At 67.7% G+C, this 24700-nt stretch carries 22 protein-coding genes and 1 tRNA gene; 16 read left to right on the top strand and 7 right to left on the bottom strand.

All coding sequences use genetic code 11. From position 1 onward, the window contains the following. Window positions 1-10: 10 nt before the first annotated feature. Both BMX96_RS14550 and BMX96_RS14545 read right to left on the bottom strand, forming a co-directional pair. Window positions 11-1048 carry a branched-chain amino acid ABC transporter permease gene (locus BMX96_RS14550; RefSeq protein ID WP_091846157.1) on the bottom strand — a complete coding sequence of 346 codons (1038 nt, stop codon included), beginning with the start codon at window positions 1046-1048 and terminating at the stop codon, window positions 11-13. A 65-nt stretch (window positions 1049-1113) separates the two neighbouring features. Continuing rightward, window positions 1114-2496 (bottom strand): substrate-binding protein, encoded by a 1383-nt coding sequence (locus BMX96_RS14545; RefSeq protein WP_091846156.1) that lies wholly within the window; start codon window positions 2494-2496, stop codon window positions 1114-1116. Between the two features lie 224 nt (window positions 2497-2720). Here BMX96_RS14545 and BMX96_RS14540 point away from each other — a divergent pair, with 224 nt between their 5' ends. The 7 genes from BMX96_RS14540 to BMX96_RS14510 all read left to right on the top strand — a co-directional run bounded on the left by BMX96_RS14540 (window position 2721) and on the right by BMX96_RS14510 (window position 9776). Next, the gene (locus BMX96_RS14540) at window positions 2721-4031 is read left to right on the top strand and encodes a short-chain fatty acyl-CoA regulator family protein (RefSeq protein ID WP_091846155.1); all 1311 of its coding nucleotides are present in this window, start codon (window positions 2721-2723) and stop codon (window positions 4029-4031) included. A gap of 96 nt (window positions 4032-4127) precedes the next feature. Further along, window positions 4128-4520 carry a response regulator transcription factor gene (locus tag BMX96_RS14535; RefSeq protein WP_236737085.1) on the top strand — a complete coding sequence of 131 codons (393 nt, stop codon included), beginning with the start codon at window positions 4128-4130 and terminating at the stop codon, window positions 4518-4520. Further along, on the top strand, window positions 4517-4864 hold the full coding sequence (locus tag BMX96_RS14530) for a hypothetical protein (RefSeq protein ID WP_236737084.1): 348 nt from the start codon (window positions 4517-4519) through the stop codon (window positions 4862-4864). The genes BMX96_RS14535 and BMX96_RS14530 overlap by 4 nt, the downstream gene beginning before the upstream one ends. A 27-nt stretch (window positions 4865-4891) precedes the next feature. Continuing rightward, window positions 4892-7570: an ATP-binding protein gene (locus BMX96_RS14525; RefSeq protein ID WP_091846154.1), complete on the top strand. Its 2679-nt coding sequence runs from the start codon at window positions 4892-4894 to the stop codon at window positions 7568-7570. A 75-nt stretch (window positions 7571-7645) separates the two neighbouring features. Then, on the top strand, window positions 7646-8581 hold the full coding sequence (locus tag BMX96_RS14520) for a FliM/FliN family flagellar motor switch protein (RefSeq protein ID WP_091846153.1): 936 nt from the start codon (window positions 7646-7648) through the stop codon (window positions 8579-8581). Between the two features lie 221 nt (window positions 8582-8802). Further along, complete coding sequence (locus BMX96_RS14515) at window positions 8803-9024, top strand: DUF1127 domain-containing protein (protein WP_091846152.1); 222 nt, start codon at window positions 8803-8805, stop codon at window positions 9022-9024. A 410-nt stretch (window positions 9025-9434) separates the two neighbouring features. Then, window positions 9435-9776 (top strand): hypothetical protein, encoded by a 342-nt coding sequence (locus BMX96_RS14510; RefSeq protein ID WP_091846151.1) that lies wholly within the window; start codon window positions 9435-9437, stop codon window positions 9774-9776. Window positions 9777-9822: 46 nt separating this feature from the next. Here the strand turns inward: BMX96_RS14510 and BMX96_RS14505 are convergent, their stop codons facing one another. Both BMX96_RS14505 and BMX96_RS14500 read right to left on the bottom strand, forming a co-directional pair. Next, window positions 9823-10263, bottom strand: a complete 441-nt coding sequence (locus BMX96_RS14505; RefSeq protein WP_091846150.1) for a protein tyrosine phosphatase family protein — start codon at window positions 10261-10263, stop codon at window positions 9823-9825. A 79-nt stretch (window positions 10264-10342) separates the two neighbouring features. Continuing rightward, on the bottom strand, window positions 10343-11572 hold the full coding sequence (locus BMX96_RS14500) for an acyl-CoA dehydrogenase family protein (RefSeq protein ID WP_091846278.1): 1230 nt from the start codon (window positions 11570-11572) through the stop codon (window positions 10343-10345). A gap of 119 nt (window positions 11573-11691) precedes the next feature. On the opposite strand from BMX96_RS14500, the gene BMX96_RS14495 reads away from it, so the two are divergent. Both BMX96_RS14495 and BMX96_RS14490 read left to right on the top strand, forming a co-directional pair. Next, window positions 11692-12732, top strand: coding sequence for a phosphotransferase (locus BMX96_RS14495; RefSeq protein WP_091846149.1), 1041 nt, complete (start codon window positions 11692-11694; stop codon window positions 12730-12732). Beyond that, complete coding sequence (locus BMX96_RS14490) at window positions 12729-14633, top strand: 3-hydroxyacyl-CoA dehydrogenase NAD-binding domain-containing protein (protein WP_091846148.1); 1905 nt, start codon at window positions 12729-12731, stop codon at window positions 14631-14633. The genes BMX96_RS14495 and BMX96_RS14490 overlap by 4 nt, the downstream gene beginning before the upstream one ends. A 9-nt stretch (window positions 14634-14642) precedes the next feature. On the opposite strand, the gene BMX96_RS14485 is transcribed toward BMX96_RS14490, so the two are convergent. Continuing rightward, the gene (locus BMX96_RS14485; RefSeq protein ID WP_091846147.1) at window positions 14643-14858 is read right to left on the bottom strand and encodes a hypothetical protein; all 216 of its coding nucleotides are present in this window, start codon (window positions 14856-14858) and stop codon (window positions 14643-14645) included. Between the two features lie 150 nt (window positions 14859-15008). On the opposite strand from BMX96_RS14485, the gene BMX96_RS14480 reads away from it, so the two are divergent. Beyond that, window positions 15009-15278 (top strand): DUF2312 domain-containing protein, encoded by a 270-nt coding sequence (locus BMX96_RS14480; protein WP_073129109.1) that lies wholly within the window; start codon window positions 15009-15011, stop codon window positions 15276-15278. A gap of 37 nt (window positions 15279-15315) precedes the next feature. Here the strand turns inward: BMX96_RS14480 and BMX96_RS14475 are convergent, their stop codons facing one another. Both BMX96_RS14475 and BMX96_RS14470 read right to left on the bottom strand, forming a co-directional pair. Then, a complete protein-coding gene (locus BMX96_RS14475; RefSeq protein WP_091846146.1) occupies window positions 15316-16320 on the bottom strand; it encodes a DoxX family membrane protein in 1005 nt (334 codons plus the stop codon). A 120-nt stretch (window positions 16321-16440) separates the two neighbouring features. After that, window positions 16441-17331: a hypothetical protein gene (locus BMX96_RS14470; RefSeq protein WP_091846145.1), complete on the bottom strand. Its 891-nt coding sequence runs from the start codon at window positions 17329-17331 to the stop codon at window positions 16441-16443. 134 nt (window positions 17332-17465) lie between these two features. On the opposite strand from BMX96_RS14470, the gene BMX96_RS14465 reads away from it, so the two are divergent. The 6 genes from BMX96_RS14465 to BMX96_RS14440 form a co-directional block, all read left to right on the top strand. Continuing rightward, window positions 17466-19115: an ABC transporter permease gene (locus BMX96_RS14465; protein WP_236737083.1), complete on the top strand. Its 1650-nt coding sequence runs from the start codon at window positions 17466-17468 to the stop codon at window positions 19113-19115. Window positions 19116-19168: 53 nt separating this feature from the next. After that, window positions 19169-19244 (top strand) — tRNA-Thr (locus tag BMX96_RS14460). Between the two features lie 491 nt (window positions 19245-19735). Further along, complete coding sequence (locus BMX96_RS14455; RefSeq protein ID WP_091846143.1) at window positions 19736-22111, top strand: M10 family metallopeptidase C-terminal domain-containing protein; 2376 nt, start codon at window positions 19736-19738, stop codon at window positions 22109-22111. A 259-nt stretch (window positions 22112-22370) separates the two neighbouring features. Next, on the top strand, window positions 22371-22781 hold the full coding sequence (locus BMX96_RS14450) for a CopG family transcriptional regulator (RefSeq protein WP_091846142.1): 411 nt from the start codon (window positions 22371-22373) through the stop codon (window positions 22779-22781). Between the two features lie 22 nt (window positions 22782-22803). Then, on the top strand, window positions 22804-23868 hold the full coding sequence (locus BMX96_RS14445; protein WP_091846141.1) for an extracellular catalytic domain type 1 short-chain-length polyhydroxyalkanoate depolymerase: 1065 nt from the start codon (window positions 22804-22806) through the stop codon (window positions 23866-23868). Further along, a partial coding sequence (locus BMX96_RS14440; RefSeq protein ID WP_091846888.1) for a C45 family autoproteolytic acyltransferase/hydrolase occupies window positions 23865-24700 on the top strand: 836 nt, incomplete at its 3' end. The genes BMX96_RS14445 and BMX96_RS14440, both read left to right, overlap by 4 nt.

Below are 24700 nucleotides of genomic sequence, written 5' to 3'. Positions count from 1 at the left end.
CGGTCATGGCTTATTCCTCCATCACGCCCTTGCGGCCCATCAGGCCACGCGGCCGGGTGAGCAGAATGACGATGGCGACTAGGTAGATGATGATCTGGTTGATGCCGGGCACGATATCGATGACCTCGGCCATCGAGGCGAAGCTTTCGAGGATGCCCAGCAGGAAGCCCGCCAGCACGGCGCCCGGAAGCGACCCCATGCCGCCCACGACCACCACCACGAAGCTGAGGACGAGGAAGTCCATGCCCATGTGGTAGTTGGGCGAGTTGATCGGCGTGTACATGACGCCCGCCAAACCCGCGACGCAGGCAGCGATGGCGAACATGATGGTGAAGCGCTTGTCGATGTCGATGCCCAGCAGGCCCACGGTTTCGCGGTCGGCCATGCCGGCGCGGACCACCATCCCGAAGGTGGTGAACTGCAGGAAGCCGAAGACGGCGGCGATGATGACCATCGCGAAGACGAAGTAGACCAGGCGCCAGTAGGGATAGACGATGGTGAACGGGTCATAGCCGATCAGCACTCCGAAATCGAACGAGCCGGTGAAGGCGTCGGGCGCGGGCGTCGGGATCGGGTTGGCGCCGAAGTAGAACTTCACCACTTCCTGCAGCACGATGGCCAGGCCGAAGGTCACCAGGATCTGGTCCGCGTGCGGGCGCTTGTAGAAATGCTTGATGAGACCCCGCTCCATGGCGATGCCCACCAGCATCATGACGGGGATGGCGAAGAGAATGGCCAGGGGCACGGACCAGTCGATGATCGTGCCGCCCACGGCCTCGCCGAACCAGTGCTCGACATACGGGGTTTCCTGCGCGCCGCCGAACGAGAAGCCGCCGACACTGGACGATGTCGCGCCCTCGTCCACGAAGCCGAGGTTCAGGATGCGCTGCAGGGTCACGGCGCAGAAGGCGCCGATCATGAACAATGCGCCATGGGCGAAATTGACGACACCCAGGGTGCCGAAGATCAGCGTCAGGCCCAGTGCGATCAGCGCGTAGGCGCTGCCCTTGTCCAGGCCATTGAGGATCTGAAGGATGAGTCCGTCCATGGCTCCATTCCGTTAATTTGGGTGGGGAAGGGCGGGCGGCCCAGGGGCCGCCCGCGGGTCTCGGCTCAGGCGCCGGGGTTGCACTCGCCCAGCGTGGCGTCGCCGCCACCGAACTGGGGGTGATCAGGCGGGTAGGTGACCTGGTCCGTCGGCGTGACCTCGACGATTTCGACCAGGTCGAACTCGTTCTCGGGGTTCTCCTTGCCGCGCACCACGACGACGTCCTTGAAGCACTGGTGGTCTTCGGCGCGATACAGCGTCGGGCCGTTGCCCAGGCCGTCGAACTCGAAGCCTTCCAGGGCCTCGACCACCGCGCAGGGGTTGAAGCTGCCCGCGCGGTTGACCGCGTCGGCATACAGCAGCGTCTGCACGTAGCAGGTATGGGCGGCCTGGCTCGGCGGGCGGCCATACTTGTTGCCGAAGGATTGCACGAAGGCGTTGGTGCCGATGTAACGCTCGCCCAGCTGGTTCTCGAGCTTCCAGTCCCAGTTCTGGCTGCCGAGGATGCCGGCGATGTTCTCGCCCGCGCCCTGCGCCATCAGCTCGGAGTAGAGCGGCACGACGATCTCGAACTGCTTGCCGTTGGCGGTGGCTTCACGCAGTCCGAACTGCACGGCGTTGGTCAGCGAGTTGACCATGTTGCCGCCGTAGTGGTTCAGCACCAGCACGTCGGCGCCCGAGTTCAGGACCGGCGTGATGTAGGACGAGAAGTCGGTCTGGGTCAGCGGGGTCTTCACCGCGTTCACGGTTTCCCAGCCCTGCGCCTCGGTCGATTCGCGGACCGCCTGCTCGGTGGTGTAGCCCCAGTTGTAGTCGGCCGTCAGGTGATACGCCTTGCGGTCCGTGCCGTACTGCGCGGCCAGGATCGGCGCGAGCGCGGCGCCCGACATGTACGAGTTGAAGAAGTGGCGGAAGCCGTTGGCCTTGCGGTCCTTGCCCGTCGTGTCGTTCGAGTGGGTCAGACCGGCCATGAAGATGATGCCGGCTTCCTGGCACAGCGCCTGGACGGCCACGGCCACGCCCGAGGACGAGCCGCCCGAAACCATCACGGCGCCGTCCTTCTCGATCATCGAGCGGGCCGAGGCGCGTGCGGCGTCCGACTTGGTCTGGGTGTCACCGGTCACGTACTCGACGCGCTTGCCGTTGATGCCGTTCCCTTCCAGCGTCTTGGACGAGAAGGTGTTCAGCATGCCGCCGTCGCCTTCGCCGTTCAGGTGCTCGACGGCCAGCTCGAACGCGCGCAGCTCGTCCGCGCCCTCGTCGGCATAGGGGCCCGACTGCGGCACGTTGAAGCCCAGCGTGACGGTGTCGCCCTGCGGTGCGTTGGTGAAGCCGGTATGCGCTTCGGCCCAGGCGGCCCCGGTGAAGATCGTCGGCGTCGCCAGAACGGTGCCCGAGGCGGCGCCGGTCTTCAGCAGGCCGCGACGTGTGAAGTTAGATGACGTCATGGAAGTCCTCCCGTTTGGTTTTTTCGTCCGCGACCGTGATTCCTCCGCGCGGACCCACCCTTTTACAAGGATGGCACGATTAATACGGAGATCCGCAAACGTCTCAACAAGGCATTGATGAGTATCGGTTTTTCTGTAAATTAATGAACAATATACATTGGCATTTTGTAAACAATTTTACGCTGTGCCGCAGAAGACCGTTGGATTCACAGGGGAATTTGCCGATGGCCGACACCACGGGGGAAGGGGCGCGCATCCGGGCCCTTCGGCTCGAGACCGGGATCGCGCAGGCCGACCTGGCGCGGCAGGCCGGGATCTCTCCGTCCTATCTCAACCTCATCGAACACGGCCGGCGGCCCATCGGGGGGCGGGTGCTGGCCCGGCTGGCCGAGGCGCTGGGCGCCGACGCGGCGGCGCTGTCCCGGGGCGCCGAGGTCGCGCTGATCGAGGACATGCGCCGGGCCGCCGGCCGGGCGGGCGACGGGGACGCGGTCGCGCCCGAGATCGGCCGGGTCGAGGCGATGGCGGCCGCGTATCCCGGGTGGTCGGCCCTGATCGCCGCGCAGGCCGACCGCATCGCCACGCTCGAGCGGGGCATCGCCACGCTGGGCGACCGGCTGAGCCACGACCCGTTGCTGTCGGCCTCGGTGCACGACGTCCTGTCCACGGTGACCGCGATCCAGTCGACCTCGGCCATCCTGGCCGAGGATGCGGCGCTGCCTGCGGACTGGCGGGCGCGGTTCCACCGCAACCTGCACGAGGACAGCCTGCGCCTGGCCAACAGCGCGAGGCGCCTGGCCAGCTATCTCGATGCCGGGACGGGCCCCGAGCACGACGTGCAGACGCCCCAGGACGAGATGGAGGCGTGGCTGACCGACCGGGCGTTCCACGTGGCCGAACTCGAGACCGGTGCATCCGCGCCCGAGGACCTGGCCGGGACCCTGCCCGACGGGCCGGATCGCGCCGTGCTGCTTCAGCATTTGCGCGACTATGCCCGCGATGCGGCGCAGTTGCCGCTCGACACGCTGCGCGACGTGTTGCAGCGCACGGGTGCGCTTGATCCCTTCCGCGTCGCCGTGGCGGCCGACGTGACAGTGCCGCTGGCCATGCGGCGGCTTGCCTCGGCGCCCGAGGATGTGGTCGGCACACCGCTGGGCCTTGCGGTTTGCGACGGGGCGGGCGCCTTGACGCTGCGGCGGCCTTTGACCGGGTTCGAGATCCCGCGCTTCGGGGCGGGCTGCCCGCTCTGGCCACTGTTCGAGGCGCTGTGGTCGCCGCGGCCCGTTGCCTGCGCGCTGATCCAGCCCGGCCGCGCCACGCGCCCCGTGCAGGCCTTCGCCGCCGCCGAAAGGACTCAGCCGCGCGACCCGTCCGAGCCGGTCGTGCTGCGGGCCACCATGCTGGTCTTGCCCGCCGAGGCCAGCGCGCACCCCCCCGATCGTCCGCGTCCGGTGGGCCAGTCCTGTCGCCTGTGCCCGCGCGAAGGATGCCCCGCGCGGCGCGAGCCGTCGATCCTGCCCGGCGCCGAGGAATGAAAGGGAGGAGTTGATTTTGACTCGGCCCCGGCACCCCGCCATACTGTGCCGAGCCGGTGGGACACCATCGCCGGACCACAGAGGGGAGGCTGTGTGTTGAGCGACGGCAAGCGCGTCCTGCTGATCGAGGACGAGCCCAATATCATCGAAGCGGTGCGTTTCATCCTGTCGCGGGACGGATGGCGCGTGTCGACCCATGCCGACGGGGCCGACGCGGTGGACGCCGTTCGCGCCCGCGCGCCCGATCTCGTGATCCTCGACGTCATGCTGCCCGACCGGTCGGGATACGACATCCTTGCCGACCTTCGCGCCGACGAGTCCATGAGAGAGCTGCCGGTGCTGGTTCTGACTGCGCGCGGCCAGCAGAAGGATCGCGATCTTGCCCTGCGGCTGGGCGCGACCGAGTTCATGGTGAAGCCCTTCTCGAACCAGGCCCTTCTGGAAGCCGTTCGCCTGATCGCGGCGCCCTCGACCGAGGCTCCGCAATGAGCACCCGGGATGCCGGCCCAGGCCCGTCGGACCCGGAGACTATCCCGGCCGAGCGGCCGCCGGTCGACCCTGCGAGCGCCGTGCCGGTCCCCGATCCCGCGCCCTTCAGCGGGCGCGACGGCTACGAGCGGCGCCGCCTGACCGACGCGGCGCGTCTGCTGCCGGTTCTGGCGGCCGTGCTGTTCTTTCTGCCCATCCTATGGGCCGGACAGGGCGACGGTGGCGCCGCCGCTTCGACGGCGCGCGGCGGGCTCTACCTGTTCGGGGTCTGGGCGCTGCTGATCGGGGCGGCGCGGCTCCTGTCCATGGCGCTGGCGCGCTCGGCGGACGGGCCGGGTGCGTGAGCGCGCCCGTCCAGGGGGACTGAGCCCGTGCCGCTGAACCTGGTGGTCGTGTCGGCCATCGCCTATGTCGCGCTTCTGTTCGCCGTGGCCTTCTGGGCCGAGGGCGCGGCGCGGCGTGGCCGGGCGCGGTGGCTGCGCGGCCCGCTGATCTATACCCTGTCGCTGTCGATCTACTGCACCGCCTGGACCTTCTACGGCGCCGTGGGCACGGCGGCGCGCACGGGGCTGGAATTCGTGACGATCTATCTCGGCCCCACGCTGGTGATGGTGGGGTGGTGGGCGCTTCTGCGCAAGATCGTCCGCATCGGGCAGGTGCAGCGGATCACCTCGATCGCCGACATGATCTCGTCGCGCTACGGGAAGTCCACGGCGCTGGGCGGGTTGGTGACCGCGATGGCCGTGGTCGGCACCGCGCCCTATATCGCGCTGCAACTGCAGTCGGTGACGCTGAGCTTCGCTGCGCTGGCCGGACCCGCGCAGGCCAGCCTGAACGACACCGCGCTGATCGTCGCCATCGGGTTGGCCGTCTTCACGATCCTCTTCGGCACCCGCAACCTCGATGTGAACGAACGGCACAACGGCATCGTCACGGCCATCGCGCTCGAGGCGGTGGTGAAGCTGGTGGCGCTGATGGCGGTGGGGGCGTTCGTCGTCTGGGGCATCGCGGGCGGCCCGTCGCAGACTTTTGAACTGATCGAGGCCGCGCCCATCGCCACGTGGGAGCTGCAGCCGGGCCGCTGGCTGGGCCTGACGATGCTGTCGGCCGCGGCCTTCCTGTGCCTGCCGCGGATGTTTCAGGTCATGGTGGTCGAGAACAGCGACGAGCGGCACCTCGCCACCGCGTCCTGGGCCTTCCCGAGCTACCTGTTCGCGCTGAGCCTTTTCGTCGTGCCCATCGCGGCAGTGGGCTTGCAGGTCATGCCGGCCGGTTCGAACCCCGATCTGTTCGTGCTGACCATACCGCTCGCGCAGGAGCAGGACGCCCTCGCCATGCTGGCCTTCCTCGGCGGCTTCTCCTCGGCCACGTCGATGGTGATCGTCGCCTGCATCGCGCTGGCCACGATGATGTCGAACCACGTGATCGTGCCTTTGTGGCTGGCCATGCGCGAACAGGGGGCGACGGTGTCGGGCGACGTGCGCCACGTGGTGATCGGCGCGCGGCGAGCCAGTATCGTGGGCCTGCTCGCGCTGGGCTACGTCTACTACCGGTTTACCGGCGGCGGCGCGTTCCTGGCCTCGATCGGGCTGATCTCGTTCTGCGGGGTGGCGCAGATCCTGCCGGCGCTCCTGGGGGGCATCTTCTGGCGCGGCGCCACGCGGGCGGGGGCAGGGGCCGGGCTGATCCTGGGCTTCGCCGTCTGGACCTGGACGCTGTTCCTGCCCAGTTTCGGCGGCGGTGTCGCCGTATCGGCGGCGACCATGGCCGAGGGACCCATGGGCTTCGACTGGCTGCGGCCCCACGCGCTTTTCGGGATCAGCGGGCTGGATCCGCTTCTGCACGCCTTCTTCTGGTCCATGAGCCTGAACACCCTGGCCTTCATCGCCGGGTCGCTTCTGTCGAAGGCTACGGCGATCGAGCGGGTGCAGGGCGCGGCCATGGTCAACGTGTTCCGCTTCGGCTCGGGCGCGCGGGGCTGGACGCCCGCCACGGTCGAGGCCGAGGACCTTCTGATGATGGCACAACGCATCCTGGGCGGCCGCGAGGCGCAAAGGCTGTTCCGCGCCGAGGCGGTGGCGCAGGGCAAGCGTGGCTTCCTGCCCGATGTCACGCCCGATTTCCTGACCCACCTGGAGCGCCAGTTGGCCGGATCAGTGGGCGCGGCCACGGCGCATGCCATGGTGGGCCAGATCACCGGCGGCCTGGTCGTGTCGGTCGAGGAGCTCATGCGCGTGGCCGACGAGACGGCGCAGATCATGGAGTATTCCGCCAGGCTCGAGGCGCAGTCCGAGGAGCTGAGCCGCACCGCCGCGCAGCTGCGCGAGGCGAACGAGAAACTGACGGCTCTGTCGATCCAGAAGGACGCCTTTCTCAGCCAGATCAGCCACGAGCTGCGCACGCCCATGACCTCGATCCGGTCGTTCTCGGAAATCCTGCGCGACGGCGGCGATATGACGCCCGAGCAGCGCAGCCGGTTCTCGGGCGTGATCCACGACGAGGCGCAGCGCCTGACGCGGCTGCTGGACGACCTGCTGGACCTGGGCGTTCTGGAGAACGGTCAGGTGTCGCTGCGACTGGAGACCGTGCCGCTGTCGGGCATCATCGACCGGTCGCTGTCGGCCTCGGGCGCGGTGACGCGCATGGCGGTGGCGCGCGATCCCGCGCGCGAGCAGGTCTTCATCGAGACCGATCCCGACCGGCTGAGCCAGGTTTTCATCAACCTCATCGGCAACGCGGTGAAATACTGCCAGGCGCCCGATCCCCGGCTCGATATCCGCGTGCGCCACGCGGGCGCCGGGCTGGATATCGACTTCGTCGACAACGGCGCCGGCATCCCGCGTGAAAGCCAGGACGTGATCTTCGAGAAATTCGCCCGCGTGGGCGATCCGGACGCGGCGGGGGGTGCCGGGCTGGGCCTGGCCATCTGCCGCGAGATCGTGCACCGGCTGGGCGGCACGATCTCGTACCTGCCGGGCCAGGACGGCGCCGCGTTCCGGGTCCACGTGCCGCTGCGCCAGAACCTGTCGGCCGGATTGGCGGCGCAATAGGGACGGTCTTCAAGCTTTGGTAAGGTCCATCGGCCATTTTGGCGGTGACCCAAACAGCCAGGATGGCGTTTGCCCATGTCCAACCCGTCCCCCCTGCGCCGCAAGATCAGGGATTCGCCCCCTGACGTGGCGCCGCACCTGCTGACGCCCGAACGGATGTGGCGGCGGTCGGTCAGCCATGGATTGGTGCGGTCCATCGCGCTCGAGGCGACAGTCGGCGACATCGCGCAGTCCACCGTCACGCCCGAAGACCTGCGCGAGACGATAGCGTCCGGCTCATTGGTCGCACTGCTGGACGGGCCGGCGGGCTATGGCCTCGCCATCCTCGATCCCGGCGGGCTGGCCGCCATGATCGAGGTGCAGACCATGGGCCGGGTGCAGTCGCGTGGCCTGGGCGAGCGGCCGGTCACCGCGCTGGATGCGTCCATGGTGGCCGATGCGCTGGACCGGGTCCTGGCCGTGCAGGAAACGCTGGCGGCCGAACTGGGCGCGGGCCGGATGGTGTCGGGCTATCGCTTCGCGATGCGGATCGAGAACCTGCGCGAAATCGCGTTGAGCCTGGACGACGCGCCGCATGACCGGGTGGCGATCAACTTTGCCGCGGGGCCGGGCGGGCCGCGGCAGGCGCGGCTGGACATCGTCCTGCCGCGTCGGGACATGGCTGCCGCATCATCGGACAGCCCGGTATCCAGTGCATGGTCGCATGGACTGGAACAGCGCCTTCTGGGGGCCGAAGTTGCGTTACGCGCCACGCTCGCCCAGACGCGGATGACGGCCGCCGAGCTCCAGGCGCTCGCGCCCGGAGACACTGTTGCCCTGCCGCAGGGCGCGCTGGGCGCCGTCGCGCTGGTCGGACCAGGCGGCCATGTTCTGGGCACCGGGAGGCTGGGTCAGAGCGGGGGGCAGAAGGCCATTCGCCTCGGCGCAGCGTCGCGCGATTTCGCCGAGGTCGCGGCGCCGCAGGCGCAGCCCGGCCTGACCTTCGCGCTGCCGGAAACCGAAGACCATTGATCCAAGCGCAAAATCGATTTTGGAAATAAAGCGAAATCAGCATCCTGCGCGATACTCTTGAGTCAGAGAAGGCGAAGGTGTTTTCGGTCGCCTGCCCCAGCGTTCGCCATGATTATGCTGCATAGCGGCAATTCCGATGCGGCGATTGTGCATGTGCAGCATCGCCATAGGTTGGTGGTCAACGCCAAGCGGCGAAGAGACACCAAGGAAAGAGGCCTGACATGGCACACGCATCCACCGATTTCATCCAGCGCGGCCGCACCGGTCTGCGCGCCCAGTTCGACAGCCTGCGCGCGGCCTACGAACGCCACGCCCGGACCCGCACGGCCTATCGCAAGATGGTCGACGAACTGCACGCCTACAGCGACCGGGACCTGGCCGAACTAGGATATCACCGCAGCGAGATCGGCCGCATCGCGCGCGAAGCGTCGCGCAACGGCTGAGCGCGCCACCGGACCGACCTGACCCCGTCGCGCGCGCCCTCGAAATAGGGATAAAGTTCCCCACGCGGGATCTTGCGCGGCGCCGGTTTCGGGACAATATCGGCGCGACCACCCGGATCCCGATGCGCGAGTCGCATCGCCGGGCCGGGTCGGACGCGCCCGGCGATTCCGGGCCTGGAGTCCCGACAAGTGAAACAGCCTTCGCGGTGTTTCGCAGCCTACCTTCGGTTCCCGCCAATTCGGCCGGGCCGGATACCTTTCAGCGAAAAGCGTGACACAGATCCAGCGCGATGCGATCCCCGTGGTCCGTCGCGCCGGCAAGATTGCGCGCGTATCGCGCCCCGATATCCCCCCATCCTGATCCCGACGCACGGCCTCGGCGCCGTGCGTCCCCTTGCGAGGACACGTCCGTGATCCACATGGCCGCGTTGTTTTCGAGCGTCGCGGCGCTCGTGCTGGCCTTTGCCATCTATGCCAGGACCCATCCGCTTCGCCATTCCGGCTGGCTGCGGGGCGAGATCCTGTTCTCGATCCTGCTCGCGATGCTGGTGGGGCTGTTCCCCATGGCGCTGATCACGCCGCTCATCGGCGTTTGGGAGATCGTCACCGGCGTGATCTCGGCGGCGTCGACGATCTCGGTCGCGGCGGATCTGGTGGCGCTGGTCTGCGCCTTTGCCGCCGTGCTGGTGTTCCGCGCGGCGGTGCGGGACGCGTTCCGCCAAGGCGTGCAACCAACGGTGCTGCAACGCTGATTGGCTAAGCCCGCCCGGCCCGTCGGGCCGGGTCAGGGCAGGGGCGTCAGCCCTGTGCCCCGCCCTGGCCCGCCAGCGCGCGCAGCTGCGGCACGACGGGCGACAGGTCATAGCCGGCCTCGCCCGCCCGGGCGACGATATCCTCGACCGGCATCACGGGCGCGGCTCCGAAGGCCCAGACGAAGGTCGACCGCGTGCCCGACCGGCAATAGGCCAGCGTCGGGCCGTCGGCCTTGGCCAGCGCCTCGGCCTGCGCGGTGATCTGCGCGGGGCCCATGCCGCCGTTCGACACCGGGTTCAGCACGAAGTCGAGGCCCGCCGCACGCGCGGCTTCGGCCATGGCGTCGCTTGCGTGCTCCGGCCCGATCTCGTCATCGGGGCGGTTGCAGATCACGGTGGTGAAGCCTTGCTCGGCCAGCGCCGCCATGTCCTGCGGGTCGAGCTGCGGCGCTACGGCATAGCGGTCGGTGAGGCGGCGAATGTCCATGGCGGGCCTTTCAGGTTCTCAGATCTGGTTCGCGCGCGACCCTAGCGCCCCGCCACGGCCGGGCCAAGGGGCGTGCCGATCACGCGGTGTTGCGCCCACGCTTCTTCAGCTCGGCCCGGGCCACCTGCCGGCGGTGCACCGCGTCGGGGCCGTCGGCCAGCCGCAGGGTGCGCAGGTTCGTCCACTGCCGCGCCAGGGGCGTGTCCTGGCTGATGCCCGCGGCGCCATGCACCTGCACCGCGCGGTCGGTGACCTCGAGTGCGACCAGCGGCGCCACGACCTTCACCTGGCTGATCCACGGCGCGGCGGCGCGGGCATCGCCCTGGTCCATCATCCACGCGGCCTTCAGGCACAGCAGGCGGGCCTGCTCGATCTCCATCCGGCTGTTGGCGATCTGGTCGTACATGTCGCCCAGCTGGCTCAGCGGCTTGCCGAAGGCCTCGCGCGCCTCGGCGCGGTCCACCAGCAGTTCCAGCGCCAGCTCGGCCTGGCCGAGCGCGCGCATGCAGTGGTGGATGCGGCCGGGGCCCAGGCGGCCCTGGGCGATCTCGAAGCCGCGGCCCTCGCCCAGAAGCATGTTCTCGGCCGGGACGCGCACGTCGGTGAAGCGGATGTGATAATGCCCGTGGGGCGCGTCGTCGTGGCCGTAGACGGTCATCGGGCGCAGCTTCTCGATGCCGGGCGCGTCGGCGGGGACCACGATCATCGAGTGGCGCTTGTGCTTGGGCTGGTCGTCGCCGCCGGTCTTCACCATCACGATGTAGACGGCGCAGCGCGGGTCGCCCGAGCCCGTGGCCCACCATTTCTCGCCGTTCAGCACGTAGTCGTCGCCGTCGCGCACGCAGGACAGCGAGATGTTGGTGGCGTCCGAGCTGGCCACGTCCGGCTCGGTCATCAGGTAGGCCGAGCGGATTTCGCCGTTCAGCATCGGCTCGAGCCAGCGCGCCTTCATAGCATCGGTGCCGTAGCGCTCGAACACCTCCATGTTGCCGGTGTCGGGCGCGTTGCAGTTGAAGACCTCGGCGGCCAGGTGCGACCGGCCCATTTCCTCGGCCAGGTAGGCGTACTCCACCGTGGTCAGGCCGCGGCCGCGATCACTGTCTGTCAGCCAGAAATTCCACAATCCCCGTGACTTGGCCTTCGACTTTAAACCTTCGAGGATCTCGGTCTGGCGCGGCGTGAATTCCCAGCGGTCGCCTTTGGGCACTTCGGCCAGGTACTCGGCGTCGAGCGGCGCGATCTCGTCCCGGACCATGGCGCGCACGTCCTTCAGCAGCGGCGCAAGCCTGTCGGTTATTCCAAGATCCATGGCCGCCATATCGTCCCCCCGATGCGTTTGGTGGCGCAGGATGGCATCGCCCTTGGCAAAGTCAATCGCGCCGGTTGCAAAACCGTTGCGCCCCCCGGCGTGGCCAATAAGGTGCCCCCATGATCAAGGGGTTGGACATCACGCAGGCGGATCTGGACGCCTGGCTTTCGGATCACGTGCCGGGCTTCGCAGGGCTGCGGAGGGTCGAGAAATTCGGCGATGGCCAGTCGAACCCGACCTTTCGGCTGGACGCCGAAAGCGGCACATACGTTCTGCGTGCCAAGCCTCCGGGAAAGCTGCTGAAATCGGCCCACGCCGTGGATCGCGAATACCGTGTCATGGCTGCTCTGGGAGGCACGGACGTGCCGGTGCCCGCGATGCTGGCGCTTGCGCCCGACGACACGTCGCCCATCGGGCGGGCCTTCTTCGTGATGGAATACCTGGACGGGCGCATCTTCTGGGATCCGAGCCTGCCCGAATTGGACCGCGACGCGCGGGCCGCGATCTATGACGGCATGAACAAAACCCTGGCCGCGCTGCACGATGTGGATGTCGCGGCGGCGGGGCTTTCCGATTTCGGCAAACCAGGCGACTATTTCGCGCGGCAGGTCGATCGCTGGTCGCGGCAGTATCGTGACAGCGTCGACCAACCCACAGACGATATGGCGCATCTCATGGCGTGGCTCGAGCGAAACAGGCCCGCCGATGACGGGACGGTGGCGCTGGTCCACGGCGATTACCGCATGGACAACATGATGTTTGCGCCGCAATCCGCTGATGTGATTGCACTTCTTGATTGGGAGCTGTCGACCCTTGGCCATCCGCTGGCCGACCTGGCCTACCAGTGCATGCAGTGGCGGCTGCCCCATGACGCGGGGATGCGGGGGCTCGGCGGGCTGGATCGTGCGGCCCTGGGACTTCCGTCCGAGGCCGAGTATGTCGCCGCCTATTGCGACCGCCGGGGCATCGGGCCCATCGACAACTGGCCCTTCTACCTGGCGTTTTCCTTCTTCCGTCTGGCCGCGATCCTGCAGGGGGTCGTCGCGCGGGCCGAGGCGGGCAATGCGTCGAACCCCGAAAAGGCGCGTGCCTATGGGCGCGCAATTCCGTTGCTGGCCCGCATGGCGGTGGATCTTACCAAGGACGAGGACGCGGCATGAGCATCCGCATGGACCGGGACGTGGCCGTCATCACCCTGCCGGCTTGGCTGGACGAGCAAGGTTTGTCTGCGCTGGGCCTGGAATTGGACCAGGCGCTGGGCGACGCGAACGTGCGTGGTGTCGTGCTCGAAGCCGCGCGGCCGGGCGTGTTCTGCCGGGGTCTGCCGCTGGACCGCCTTGACGATCCCGCGCCGCGCCGCCTGGCCGAACGATTGCGTGCGGCCGAAAAGCCGGTGATCGCTGCGCTGGCGGGCCTCGCCGCGGCGCAGGGCGCCGAATTGGCGCTCGCGGCGGGCATGCGTGTGGCGCATCCGGGCGCGGTCCTGCGCCTGAACGACATATCATTGGGTCTGCCGCCAGCCGCACTGGCCACGGCGACCCTGCCATCGCTGGTCGGCGGTGGTCCGAGCCTGGCCATGCTCCTGGGCGGTCGCGCCGTGGCGCTGGGCAAAGCGCCCGCCGGATTGGTCGATCTGGTCGACCCGGACCCCGTAGGCGCCGCCGTCGCGTTGGCGCATGAGGGCACGCCCGCGCCCGAGCGCGATGGCCTCTCCGACCCGGGTTCCCTGTTCGACGCCACCGCCGCCGCGCGCGTCCGTGCCCGTGGCGACGATCTGGCCTTGCGGATCATCGATGGCGTTGAGGCGACACTGACCGTTCCGTCTGGCGTTGCGTCTGAAATGGCCGAAACCGCCCGGACCGAGGCGTTGGATAATGATCGGGCGCGGGCGCTGATCCATCTGGCGCAGGTCGAGCAGGAGATGGATCTCACCCCCCCGGCTGCAGGTTTGCCGGGCCGTATTGCCATCGTCGGCGGCACGCAGGTGGCGGGCGCAATCGCGGTGGCCGCGTTGCGGCGCGGCGTGCGCGTCGACCTCGTGGGATTGGACGACGAGGGGCTGGCGCGGGCGGCGGAAACCGTACTGGGCCGGATCGATACGTTGACCTCTGACGGGCGTCTGTCGGAGGCGGGCCGCGATGCCATGCTCGCGCGATTTGCGCCCCGCACCGAGATCGAGGTGCTGAGCGAGGCCGACATGGTGGTCGAGGCCGCCACCTCGGCCCGCGAATTGCGCTCTGAGCTTGCACAGGCGATAGCCGTCCTGACGCGGCCTGGCGTGCCGGTCCTGCTGGGTGGCAGCGACAGTGATCCCGTGTCGCTGGTAGGGACGGCACGGGCGGCGGATGCCGTGGGATTTCACCTGCCGCGCCAGTCTGCCGCGCTGGCCGAGATCGCCGTGGCGAAAGATGGATCGGAGAAGGCGCGGGACGCGGCAGCGGCCTTGGTGCGGGCCATGGCGCGGCGCCCGCTGGTCGTGCGTCCGACGCCGGGCCGGGTCCTTGCGCGGCTTGAGGAGGCGGGGCTCTCCGCTTGCGAAAGCCTTCTGGTCCGGGGGGCCGACGTCCCGGCGCTGGAACAGGCACTCGCCGGGCTGGGGCTGGCCAAGACGCCACTCGCCCGCGCCGCGCGCCGGGGCTTTTCCGAGGTTCAGGCAGAGCGGCGGGCGTGGAACCGGGGCGCAGGCGGGCCGATCGACATCCTGCTTCGGGCGGGCGGCGACGGGCTCGAGGATCTCGACAGCGTCGCGGCCGAAATCCGTAGCGCGGCCGGCAACGGAAGCGCGGCCATGGGAGCCGAGGCAATCCGAACCGCCTGGACCGCCCTCGTGGTGGCCGAAGCGGTCGAGATCCTCGCCGCCGGCGGCGTGCGGCGCACGGGCGATTTGGACGTGGCAAGTCTGCATGCCCTCGGTCTGCCGCGCAACACCGGCGGCATCCTGCACCTGGCCGATCGGATGGGCTTGCTCAGGATCGCCAACGCGCTGCGTGACATGGGTGAAACGCCGCACAAGCTGATCGACGTCCTGATCCGCAACGGCAAGGGCTTCGCGTCGATCTGAGCGGACGGATCAGCCCAGGAAAATCCCGGCGACCACCATGCCCAGCCCGATCATCGACAGCATCAGCGACCCCAAGTTCCACGCCACCAGCCGTTGCAGCCTTGCGCGCAGGGCATCGTCTGACAGGCCCGCGCGGCGGGCCTTGAGCGCGGCGACAATGCAATAGACCAGGCCCAGAAGCCCCAGAAGCGCGACGATCGCACCGCCTATAATCAGTGATTGCATCCGGCGTTTCCCCTATTGACGTCCCGCCACGCGGGCGTGGGAGGGCTAGGCCATCGTCTGCCGCATCGCAAGCCCCGGGCGGTCTTGCCCATGCCCGTCCGGGAGGCTATCCCGAGCCTTCCAACGCGCGCATCCCGAAGGAGCCCCGCCATGACCGACACCGCCGACAGCGTTCTCGACTCCAACTACCGCGTCACCGCAGACGAGCTGCGCCAGTTCATCGAGCGGTTCGAGCGGCTGGAACAGGAAAAGAAGGACATCGCCGAGGCGCAGAAAGAGGTCATGGCCGAGGCCAAGGCGCGCGGCTACGACACGAAGGTGATGCGCAAGGTCATCGCACTTCGCAAGCGCGACAAGGACGACATCGCCGAGGAAGAGGCAGTGCTGGAGATGTACAAGGAAGCGCTGGGGATGAGCTGAGCCGATTGGCCCGCCCTGGCGGCGGGCCGGGAAGGTCTCATTCGGCGGGTTGGGGCATTTCTTTCGGAGGCGTGCGCTCGAACAGCCTGCTGATCGTCAGTCGCCGGCCGTAGCCCAGCACCAGCAGGACCATCGCCGTGCCGATGATCGGCATGTGACCGATGAATTCGACCATCGCGGCCTCGTTATTGTCCTGCAGGATGAACACCACGTTCGACAGCGCCATCATCACGGACAGTGCCAGGACGGCGAGCCGCGTGGTGGTTCCGAGGATCAGCACGATCCCGATCGCGGCCTCGACCATGCCCGCGGACAGGACGAACAGCTTGTCATCGAAAAAGCCGATCCCCATCAGCGTCATGAAGTTCCACTCGTACTGCTGAACGAAGGCCTGGCCCAACGCTGAAGGCGCCAGCTTTTCGCCCACCGCCAGGGAGACCAGCGAGACGCCGGTCCAGATCCGCAGCGCGTCGACGGAATAGGCCTTGAGTTCCTCCGAGATGCGCCGGTCCTCGATCCTGTTGAAGTTGAGCATCAGGAACATGGCGATACCGGCGATCATCGCGTATTCCAGCGCCGCCAGGATGCCGAATTTCAGTCCGACGCCGGCCAGCAGCACCAGCATCAGCGCGGCGGCGGCGAAGATCCAGCGATTGGCGATCAGCAGGATGCCGATGCCCGTCTGCAGGATCAGCAGGACAATGCCCATCGGCCCGCCGACCGCGTGATGCGGGGCGACCAGGGCCCCCTCATAGGCCGTCAGCAGGAAACTCATACCGGTGAAGACCCGCAGCAACTCCATCACGTCGTGGCGCCATTTCGACCGGGGTATCGGCGGCGCGGGCAGGCGTGGGTCCAGCCAGACCGACGCGGCGACAAGCGTCAGGGCCAGGGCGCCCGCTAGCAGGAACATGGGGTCCGTCAGAGCGTAACTTTCGGGCGGCGTCGTCTCGCCATCCACGAACCATCGCACGTGGGGCGCCGCAGGCGTCCCGATCAATCCGATGAAAACGGCCGAAACGAAGGCAACGGCGCGCAGCATGATGTCCTCCTGTCCAGATGGCGCACCGGGGCGCGCGACTGAGCCAGAAGTGATATCGCCGCCGGAAATTTCACCCTGCGGAACGCGATCTGCGCCGATGGGTCGCGGTTCGCGCGGGTTTTATCGCGACAGGATGCGCACCCGGTCCATCCGCGCGATATCGCCGAGATCGGCCTCGTAGATGGTCGTCAGGTCGTCCAGCAGGTCCTGGTCCCAGCCGGGCAGATCCGGCTGGGCCAGGATCGCATCGGGATCCGCGAACTTGTCGAGAAAGGCCGCGGTGATCTGCCGCTCGATGGTCCGTGACTTGGGCGGGTGGGCGGCCAGATAGGCCCGGAGGCGCGGCATGCCCTCGTCGCACATGAGGTGGCGTGTCAGGTCGAAACGGCCCGTCAAATGCAGATCGGGACCCACGCCCGCCATCGTGCGCATGAGCTCTTCCCACAGAAGCGGCATGTCCTCGTAGCACCACAGCGTCAGCGTTGCGTCCGGGCAGGCCTCGAGCAGCTGGCGCACCGGCACCGACCAGCGCAGTTGGCGCGGATCGGTCCCGCCCATCAGCCTGTCGTAGCCCACGTCGTCGCCGGCGGCGGACACGACCGCTGGCAGGAACGTCGTCATGTCCCGAACGCACAGGTGGAAATCCACGGGGTGGTCGGGGAAGATGTTGCGCAGCCACCCGGCCTTGTACATCCGCGGGTAAAGCTGGTCCTCGCCCACGGCCATGGCGGGGACCGATATGAAGCTGGAATTGCTCAGCACCAGGTGGTCGGGGTCGGCGCCCTCCAGAATGGTTTCCAGCACCGCGTCCTGGGTGTCGGGATCGGCTGGCATGCCTCCCAAAGTGTTCAGCACGTCGCGCAGCACCGGACGATAGCGCGACGGGCCGGGCACGCAGACGCCCGCGTGATCCAGCGCATCGCGGTTGCGCAGGAGCGATTTGATCAGTCGCTCACCCTCGGTCATGTGGGCGCCGATATGGAAGCTGATTCGCATGGGCTGATCGGTCATCGTCCCCGGTCCTAGCATGGTGCTGTCCACGAATTGAGGCATAATCGCGCAAGCCCGCCGGACGCGGCATGGACGCCGCATTGACGGTTTTCCACCGCCGCGGGCTGGGCTAAGACACGGCCATGGCCGATAAAATGAGTCAGATTTCACCGCCCGCGCGCCGCGTTTCATCGGCCATCGACGGCTGGTCGATCGGGGCCGCCCTGATCGCCGGCCTGGTGTTGCTGCCCATTGCCGCCGTGGTGTGGATGGCCTTGTTCCCGACCGAGCCGATCTGGGGCCACCTGCTCTCGACCACGCTGCCGCGCTACATGAGTAACTCATTGGTGCTCATGGCCGGCGTCGGCGCGCTGGCCGCGACGGTGGGCACCGTCACCGCGTGGCTGGTGGTGATGTACGACTTCCCCGGCCGGCGCTGGCTGGAATGGGGGCTTTTGCTGCCGCTGGCCGTGCCGGCCTATGTGGGTGCATATGCGCTGACGGATTTCCTGGAATACGCGGGGCCCGTGCAGACCGGTCTGCGCGCGGTGATGGGGTGGGAGAGTGCGCGCGACTACGCCTTCCCCGAGGTCCGGTCGCGGGGCGCGGCACTTCTGGTGCTGTCCGCATCGCTGTTCCCCTACGTTTACCTCATGGCCCGCGCGGCCTTCCGCGAACAATCGGGCCGCACGCTCGAGGTGGCGCGGGCGCTGGGCGCGGGGCCGGTTGCCCGGTTCTGGCGCGTGGGCTTGCCCATGGCGCGTCCCGCCATAGCGGCCGGCACCGCCATCGTGATGATGGAGACGATCAACGATTTTGGCGTCGTAGAATATTTCGGAGTGCAGACCCTGACCACCGGGATCTTCACTGTCTGGCTGGAGATGCGTAACGCCGGCGGCGCGGCGCAGATCGCCTGCGTGATCCTGGCGCTGGTCCTGGCGCTGATGACGCTGGAAAAGCTGTCGCGCCGCCGCTCGCGCTTCTTCAGGCTGTCGCGCAGCGACGTGCCATTGACGCGCACGCGGCTTTCGGGCGGACAGGCGGCCCTTGCAAGCCTCGCCTGCCTGCTGCCCTTCGCTTTCGGCTTCGTGCTGCCGGTGGGGGTGCTGTCGCACCATGCCTGGGTCAATGCCCATGCCTGGATCGACCCGGACCTCGGCCGCGCGCTGTGGCACACCTTGGCCACCGGCGGGGCCGCGGCGGTGCTGACAGTGCTGGGGGCGCTGGTGCTGGTCTACGGCGTTCGGCTGGCCCGCGCGACCCTGCCGCGGTTGCTGCTGCCCGTGACCACCATCGGCTACGCGGCGCCGGGCGCGGTTCTGGGCGTGGGGATCCTGTTGCCGCTGGCGGCCTTCGACCACGCGCTGGCCGATACCTGGCTGGCCATCACCGGAACTGATCCAGGCCTGATCCTCACAGGCTCCGCTGCAGCCATCGTGCTGGCCTACATGGTGCGCTTCTTCGCCATCGCCCAGGGGGCCGCCGACGCGGCCATGGGGCGCGTGGCCCCCAGCCTGCCCATGGCCGCGCGCGCGCTGGGCCGCAGCCCGGGCGCCACATTGCGGGCGATCTACCTGCCACTGATCCGCGGGTCGGTGGGCACGGCGCTGCTGCTGGTCTTCGTCGACTGCGTGAAGGAGCTTCCCGCAACCCTGCTGCTGCGGCCCTTCAACTACAACACGCTGGCCACGCGGGTCTACGAACAGGCGTCGCTCGAGCGCATCGGCGAAGCCGCACCGGCCGCCCTTCTGGTCATGCTGGTGGGGCTCGGCGCCGTGGCGATCTTGGCGCGAACCAACCGCTGACGCGCGCACCGGCCATGGACAAAGACCGGCCCGTGGTCTTATACGGGCCGCGTGCCTCTATAGCTCAGTTGGTAGAGCAACTGATTTGTAATCAGTAGGTCGCGGGTTCGACTCCTGCTGGGGGCACCATTCAGACCACAGTGCCAGGTCAACATCGAGCCCCGGTCGGTTCCCTGCTTCGGGCGTCGAGGAAGGATCAGACAGCCATCTCGGTCCAGACCAGCGTAACCCGTCATGGATATGCACCGGCGACGGACCACTGCGGGAACCGGCCTTCCACGCCGTCAATTCACGACAGCATTCACGCGCGTTCCGACTGAAACCATAGGTCTAAATTTAACAGCGCGGATGGGGGGCGGCAGCCAAACCGGCCTGCGCCGTCAGGGCGGGAATTGCTTCGAAACCCACGTGGGGAACCGGGCCTGAGTGCGGTCGACGCCCGCGCGACGAGGTGGTCGAAGCGATCCCGCCGCCGTCGCGAAAGTCACGGTTAGCAAGTGTTATGCGTGGTTTGGAAATTCTACGCAAACGGGACCCGAAAATGACACATTCGCGCGAGAGCTGTGGAGCTCCGCCTTACGCGGCGAGGTCAATCACAGTCAACGGCGAGCTACCATTCGATGAGCACACTCAACCTCACCAGCCAGTGGATTGGGGGCTTCAGGTCCGACTACGAACTCACGAACAGCTCAAATGTTCCCGGTGCGGTTTCCATAGACGTCCGGTTCATTGGCGAGGTCGAGAAGTTCTGGGGCGCAGGGACTCTCGAACGACTTTCCCAGGACACTTATCGCATCGCGGCCGCCGATGTAGCGCCGGGCGAAAGCGTCGCGGGGGGCTTCATCGCGACATCCCAAGACGCAGCCATTGCCATCGCCGATCAGAGCGTTCCCGCGCCACAGACCGATTTCGACCTGCAGGTCGGCCCGCAGATAACCGCGTCCGAATTGCAGGGCATGATCGACACGGTCGCCACGGGAACGCGCATCGAGCTGCAGGCGGGAACCTACCACTTCGACCGAACGATCATCTTGTCGCGCGAGAACATCGCATTGGAGGGCGTGGGGTCCGAGGCAGTCACGATCCGCATGGCTGACGGGTGCTCGCAAGAGGCATTTCGCGTCGACGGGGGCGATAGGACCGACGCATTCAAGCTGTCGCAAGCGGTAGCCCAAGGGGCGACCGAGCTTGCAATCAGCGGCGAACACAGCTTCGAGGCCGGGGACTTCGTGTATCTCGAGCGCGCGAACACGGATGACTTCTTCGCCGAGATCGGTGACACCGCGTGGCGCGAAAGCGTGCCGCTGCGCACCTCGATCGTCGAGGTGGCCGAGGTTCGAGGCCAGACCCTCGTCCTGACCTCGGGAGTGCACTTCGAGTTCGACACCGTCGAGACAACCGTTCAGGAAATCGATCTGCTGGAGGATGTCAGTCTGGGCGGCTTCACCATCGATTACGGCCTCGATGTCCCGGATCCGTCAGATTTCAGCAACACGATGCCACAGCACGAGCGTGTCGCGGCTGTCGAACTACACGGCACTTCCGGCGCTCGATTGCACGATGTGGTCGCCAGGAACGTTCCCTCGCTCGGCTTTAATACCGGGCTGTCGCGCGAGCTGGTCACCGATGGCACCTTCGTTTCGGCCGCGCATAACAAGGGGAAGGGCGGGAATGGATATGCCCTTCAGATCCGTGACGTCTATGACAGCCGCTTCCTAAACCACGGCGACCAGGATATGCGCCATTCGATCACTTTCGCGTCCTGGCGTTCAGCGGCTGGAAACGAGGTTCATGTCCTTCAGACCGACCGCGATATCAACTTTCACGGCGGGCGCGACCACAACAACAGCGTTCTGGTGGAGCGGTCATTGCGCGATGCGGACTCGGACGTGATCGAGTCCAGCAGTTTCGTGAATCTCGAGGGGGCCAGCTATGGGGCACCAACCGCAGAAGGGGTCAATTCGATCCGTTTCGGGACCCTCGTCGGAACGCGTCTGGCGGACGATGTCACGGCATTCGAGACCGGCGGGGATCTCGACGGCAGAGGCGGCGACGACATCCTTCGGGGCGGCGCCGGCAACGATACGCTGCGGGGTGGCGAGGGCGATGATCTGATGATCGGTGCGGGCGGCGACGACGTCGCGCGCTACGACGCAGTGTACGAGAACTTTCGTCTCGAAGCGCGTCTCGACGGCCGAATTTCCATTCGCGACATCACTGGCACCTTGGGCAATGACATCGTCGAGGGCGTCGAGACGCTGATCTTCAGCAATGCCACGGTCATGGTTGATGGCATCGGTTTCCACGTGTCGACGGAGGGCGGCGCATCCGGCGACTCCGGCTCCGACGGCCCGGTGCTGTTGGGCACCGCCGGCAAGGACCAATTCACGATCACCGAGTCGAATACGACGGTCTATGCTGGCGCCGACTGGGACAGCGCGACATCGACGGTGTCGTTCACGATGACGGCCGAGCTCGAGAAGTTGGAGCTGATCGGCGATGCGTCCATCGATGCGATAGGTTCGAACGATGCGGACCTGATCCTGAGCAACGATGCCGCGAATTCAATCTACGGAAACGGTGGGGACGATCGCATATTCGGGCGCGGTGGGAGTGACGCGATCTTCGGCGGCTCCGGAGACGATGGAATCGACGGGGGACCGGGCGCGGACAGGATCCACGGCGGCGGCGGATCGGACCGACTGAGCGGGCAGGGCGGGGACGACGTGTTCCAATACAACCGCGTCGAAGAAAGCGGCGCCTGGGGCGTCGATTCGGTCACGGATTTCGAGACCGGCGACCTGTTCGATCTGTCCCGGATCGATGCGGACATCACGCGCGACGGGAACCAGGCTTTCACATGGCAGGGAGCCGGAGCCGGGCGCTTGTGGGTCGCGGCCGGGACGATCTACGGCGATGTTGACGGTGACGGTACAGCTGATCTGGTCATCGAGGCGGGCCAATACGCGTTCAGCCCGGCGGATTTCTTGCTTTGATGTGATCCCAGAGGCACGGCCTTTAGCACCCATACTCCCGCATCCCGGCGCGAGACACCTTTGAGAAGCCGTGGATGCCGAGGGTGCGTCAACGATCTTCTGCAAACGCTTAGCTTCGGCTCCCCGATTTCATCTTGGAGCCGGCGGCGCGATGCCGTTCGCGTTTCTTTCGTGGTGCCAATCCGCGGGTGTCGGCGAGGCACCCCTTGTTAACCAGCCCGTAGCCATCTAAATACCATCCAAGTGGATGGAGATTCAAATGCCCAAGGTTCACCAGCTCAAGCCGGCCGACAGCGAAAAAATCACGATCAACCTCAGCCACGTGGACCTGGGGCGCATCGATCTGCTCGTGCGCGACGGGTTCTACTCGAACCGGACCGATTTCATTCGCACCGCGATCCGCAACCAGCTGTCCACCGAGCAGGAGCAGGTCAGCCAGTCCATCCGGCGCAATACGCTGGAGCTGGGCCTGCTGGATCTGACGCGGGCCGACCTGGAGGCGGCGCGGGACCGGGGTGAGATGCTCGATATCCGGGTGGTGGGGCTGGCGCGGATTGCCGACGACGTGCCGGTCGAGCTTGCCCGGGCCACCATCGGCTCGATCCACGTGCTGGGCGCGCTGCAAGCGTCCCGTGATATCAAGGCGGCCCTCGCGGACCGCATCACCTGACAGACGACCAAGGACCAACAACATGAACGATCAATTCGCGACGGCCATGGGCCGGGCGCTCGAGCAGACGCGCGCCGGAAACCCCGCCGGGGCCACCGCCACGATCCAGGCGGCCCTGGGCGGTGCGGCCCCTCAACCTTCGCCCAGGGTGCGTCGCCCGCTGGGACAGACCATCGACTCGCTCTTCAACGGCAAGCGGGTCGCGCGGTCCTTCGGGCAGGCCCCCGTCCGCGCGCCGGAGGTGCCCACCGGCGCTTCGTGGGAGACGCGGCACCACGCCGGGGCCCACGGGGCCCGCGACTATCGCCTGTTTGTGCCGTCGCCGCGCGACGAGCCGGTGCAAGGCCTGGTGATGATGCTGCATGGCTGCACCCAGACCGCCGAGGATTTCGCGTCCGGCACGCGCATGAACCTGCTGGCCGAGCGGCACAACCTGGTCGTCGTCTATCCCGAGCAGACGCGGGCCGCGAACCAGATGGCCTGCTGGAACTGGTTCCGGTCCGAGGACCAGACCCGCGCCGGGGGCGAGCCGGCCCTGCTGGCCGAGATGGCCGGCCAGATCGCGGCCGAGCTGAACGTGCCGGCGGGTCGGATCTTCGCCACCGGTCTGTCGGCGGGGGGCGCGATGGCGGCGATCCTGGGCCGTGCCTTCCCCGAGGTCTTCGCAGCCGTCGGTGTGCATTCCGGCCTGGCGCCGGGATCGGCGTCCGATGTCGCCGGTGCCTTCGCCGCGATGCAGGGCCAGCCGACGCCCGCCGTCCCCCTGGCCGAGATCCCGGCGCGGACCATCGTGTTCCACGGGCTGTCCGACACGACCGTCGCGCCCGCGAACGGCGACGCGGTGATGGCCTCGGCCCTCGGTCGCGCGGCCAGCATCCAGAGCGATGCGCCCCATGACGGCGCCGAAGTGACGGTCCATCGCGATCCTTCGGGACGGCTGCTGGCCGAGCAGTGGACCATCCCCGGGCTCGGCCACGCCTGGTCGGGCGGATCTGCCGAGGGCAGCCACACCGCGCCGTCCGGACCAGATGCCTCGGCGGAAATGGTGCGCTTTTTCCTGTCGCTGGACCCGGAGGAGCGGGCATGAGCGGTTCACTGACCTTCGAAGCAGTGGCCGAGGCCACGCCGGGCGCGAAGTGGAAAGAACGCTGGGACTGGTCGTGGCCGGCCTACGAGGCCTGGTTCACCGGCCGGGGTGGCGATGACGGCCCCGACCGCGCGGCCTGCGAGGCGGCGCTCGGGCGGTACATGCCCGAGTTGGTCGAGACCCACGCGCGGCTTGCCGACTTGGCCGGCGGCGGCGACCGGGCGGCGCGGTTCCTGTCGGGCTGGTGCCCGCCTGCCTATCTGGGCGGGTGCACGCTGGCGGCGCAGTCGCGGGCGGGCGAGGTGCGCCTGGTGCGCAACTACGATCTGTCGCCCGACCTGAACGAAGGGTTGATGCTGCGCAGCGACTGGTGCCGGCCCGTGGTCGGCATGGTCGAATTCCTGTGGGGCCTGTCGGACGGAATCAACGATGCGGGGCTGTGCATCGCGCTAGCCTATGGCGGCCGCGGCACCACCGGGCGCGGCTTCGGGATCACGCATATCGTTCGGTACCTGCTCGAAACCTGCGATACGGTGGGCGAGGCCCTGCGGCGATTGGAGAGGCTGCCCTCGCACATGGCCTACAACCTCGTTCTGGCGGACGCCTCGGGGCGGGTATCGTCGGTGGAGCTTTACCCCGGCGGCGGTCTGCGCGAGATGGGGCCCGCTATCGCCACCAACCACCAGCACGGGACCGATCCGGCGGATCGCCCGGCCTTTACGCGGACCATCGAGCGTCGCGATCACGTCGAGCTGCTGATCTCGGGCGACATCGCGCCCGCTGCGCTGGCGGATCGCTTCCTCGACGCGCCGCTCTACCAGACCAACCACGC

This window comes from Palleronia pelagia (assembly GCF_900110115.1).
GTDB lineage: Bacteria > Pseudomonadota > Alphaproteobacteria > Rhodobacterales > Rhodobacteraceae > Palleronia > Palleronia pelagia.
The sequence above is the reverse complement of the archived record's forward strand: the minus strand, read 5'-3'. Positions and strand labels throughout refer to the sequence as shown.

Excerpts from the sequence above, each read along its gene's own strand:
- BMX96_RS14475 (WP_091846146.1), bottom strand. The coding sequence starts at position 16,320 with ATGCTGCGCGCCGTTGCCTTCGTTTCGGCCGTTTTCATCGGATTGATC.
- BMX96_RS14540 (WP_091846155.1), top strand. The coding sequence starts at position 2,721 with ATGGCCGACACCACGGGGGAAGGGGCGCGCATCCGGGCCCTTCGGCTC.
- BMX96_RS14450 (WP_091846142.1), top strand. The coding sequence starts at position 22,371 with ATGCCCAAGGTTCACCAGCTCAAGCCGGCCGACAGCGAAAAAATCACG.
- BMX96_RS14550 (WP_091846157.1), bottom strand. The coding sequence starts at position 1,048 with ATGGACGGACTCATCCTTCAGATCCTCAATGGCCTGGACAAGGGCAGC.
- BMX96_RS14445 (WP_091846141.1), top strand. The coding sequence starts at position 22,804 with ATGAACGATCAATTCGCGACGGCCATGGGCCGGGCGCTCGAGCAGACG.
- BMX96_RS14495 (WP_091846149.1), top strand. The coding sequence starts at position 11,692 with ATGATCAAGGGGTTGGACATCACGCAGGCGGATCTGGACGCCTGGCTT.
- BMX96_RS14465 (WP_236737083.1), top strand. The coding sequence starts at position 17,466 with ATGAGTCAGATTTCACCGCCCGCGCGCCGCGTTTCATCGGCCATCGAC.
- BMX96_RS14490 (WP_091846148.1), top strand. The coding sequence starts at position 12,729 with ATGAGCATCCGCATGGACCGGGACGTGGCCGTCATCACCCTGCCGGCT.
- BMX96_RS14480 (WP_073129109.1), top strand. The coding sequence starts at position 15,009 with ATGACCGACACCGCCGACAGCGTTCTCGACTCCAACTACCGCGTCACC.
- BMX96_RS14515 (WP_091846152.1), top strand. The coding sequence starts at position 8,803 with ATGGCACACGCATCCACCGATTTCATCCAGCGCGGCCGCACCGGTCTG.
- BMX96_RS14520 (WP_091846153.1), top strand. The coding sequence starts at position 7,646 with ATGTCCAACCCGTCCCCCCTGCGCCGCAAGATCAGGGATTCGCCCCCT.
- BMX96_RS14545 (WP_091846156.1), bottom strand. The coding sequence starts at position 2,496 with ATGACGTCATCTAACTTCACACGTCGCGGCCTGCTGAAGACCGGCGCC.
- BMX96_RS14455 (WP_091846143.1), top strand. The coding sequence starts at position 19,736 with ATGAGCACACTCAACCTCACCAGCCAGTGGATTGGGGGCTTCAGGTCC.
- BMX96_RS14500 (WP_091846278.1), bottom strand. The coding sequence starts at position 11,572 with ATGGATCTTGGAATAACCGACAGGCTTGCGCCGCTGCTGAAGGACGTG.
- BMX96_RS14470 (WP_091846145.1), bottom strand. The coding sequence starts at position 17,331 with ATGACCGATCAGCCCATGCGAATCAGCTTCCATATCGGCGCCCACATG.
- BMX96_RS14485 (WP_091846147.1), bottom strand. The coding sequence starts at position 14,858 with ATGCAATCACTGATTATAGGCGGTGCGATCGTCGCGCTTCTGGGGCTT.
- BMX96_RS14530 (WP_236737084.1), top strand. The coding sequence starts at position 4,517 with ATGAGCACCCGGGATGCCGGCCCAGGCCCGTCGGACCCGGAGACTATC.
- BMX96_RS14505 (WP_091846150.1), bottom strand. The coding sequence starts at position 10,263 with ATGGACATTCGCCGCCTCACCGACCGCTATGCCGTAGCGCCGCAGCTC.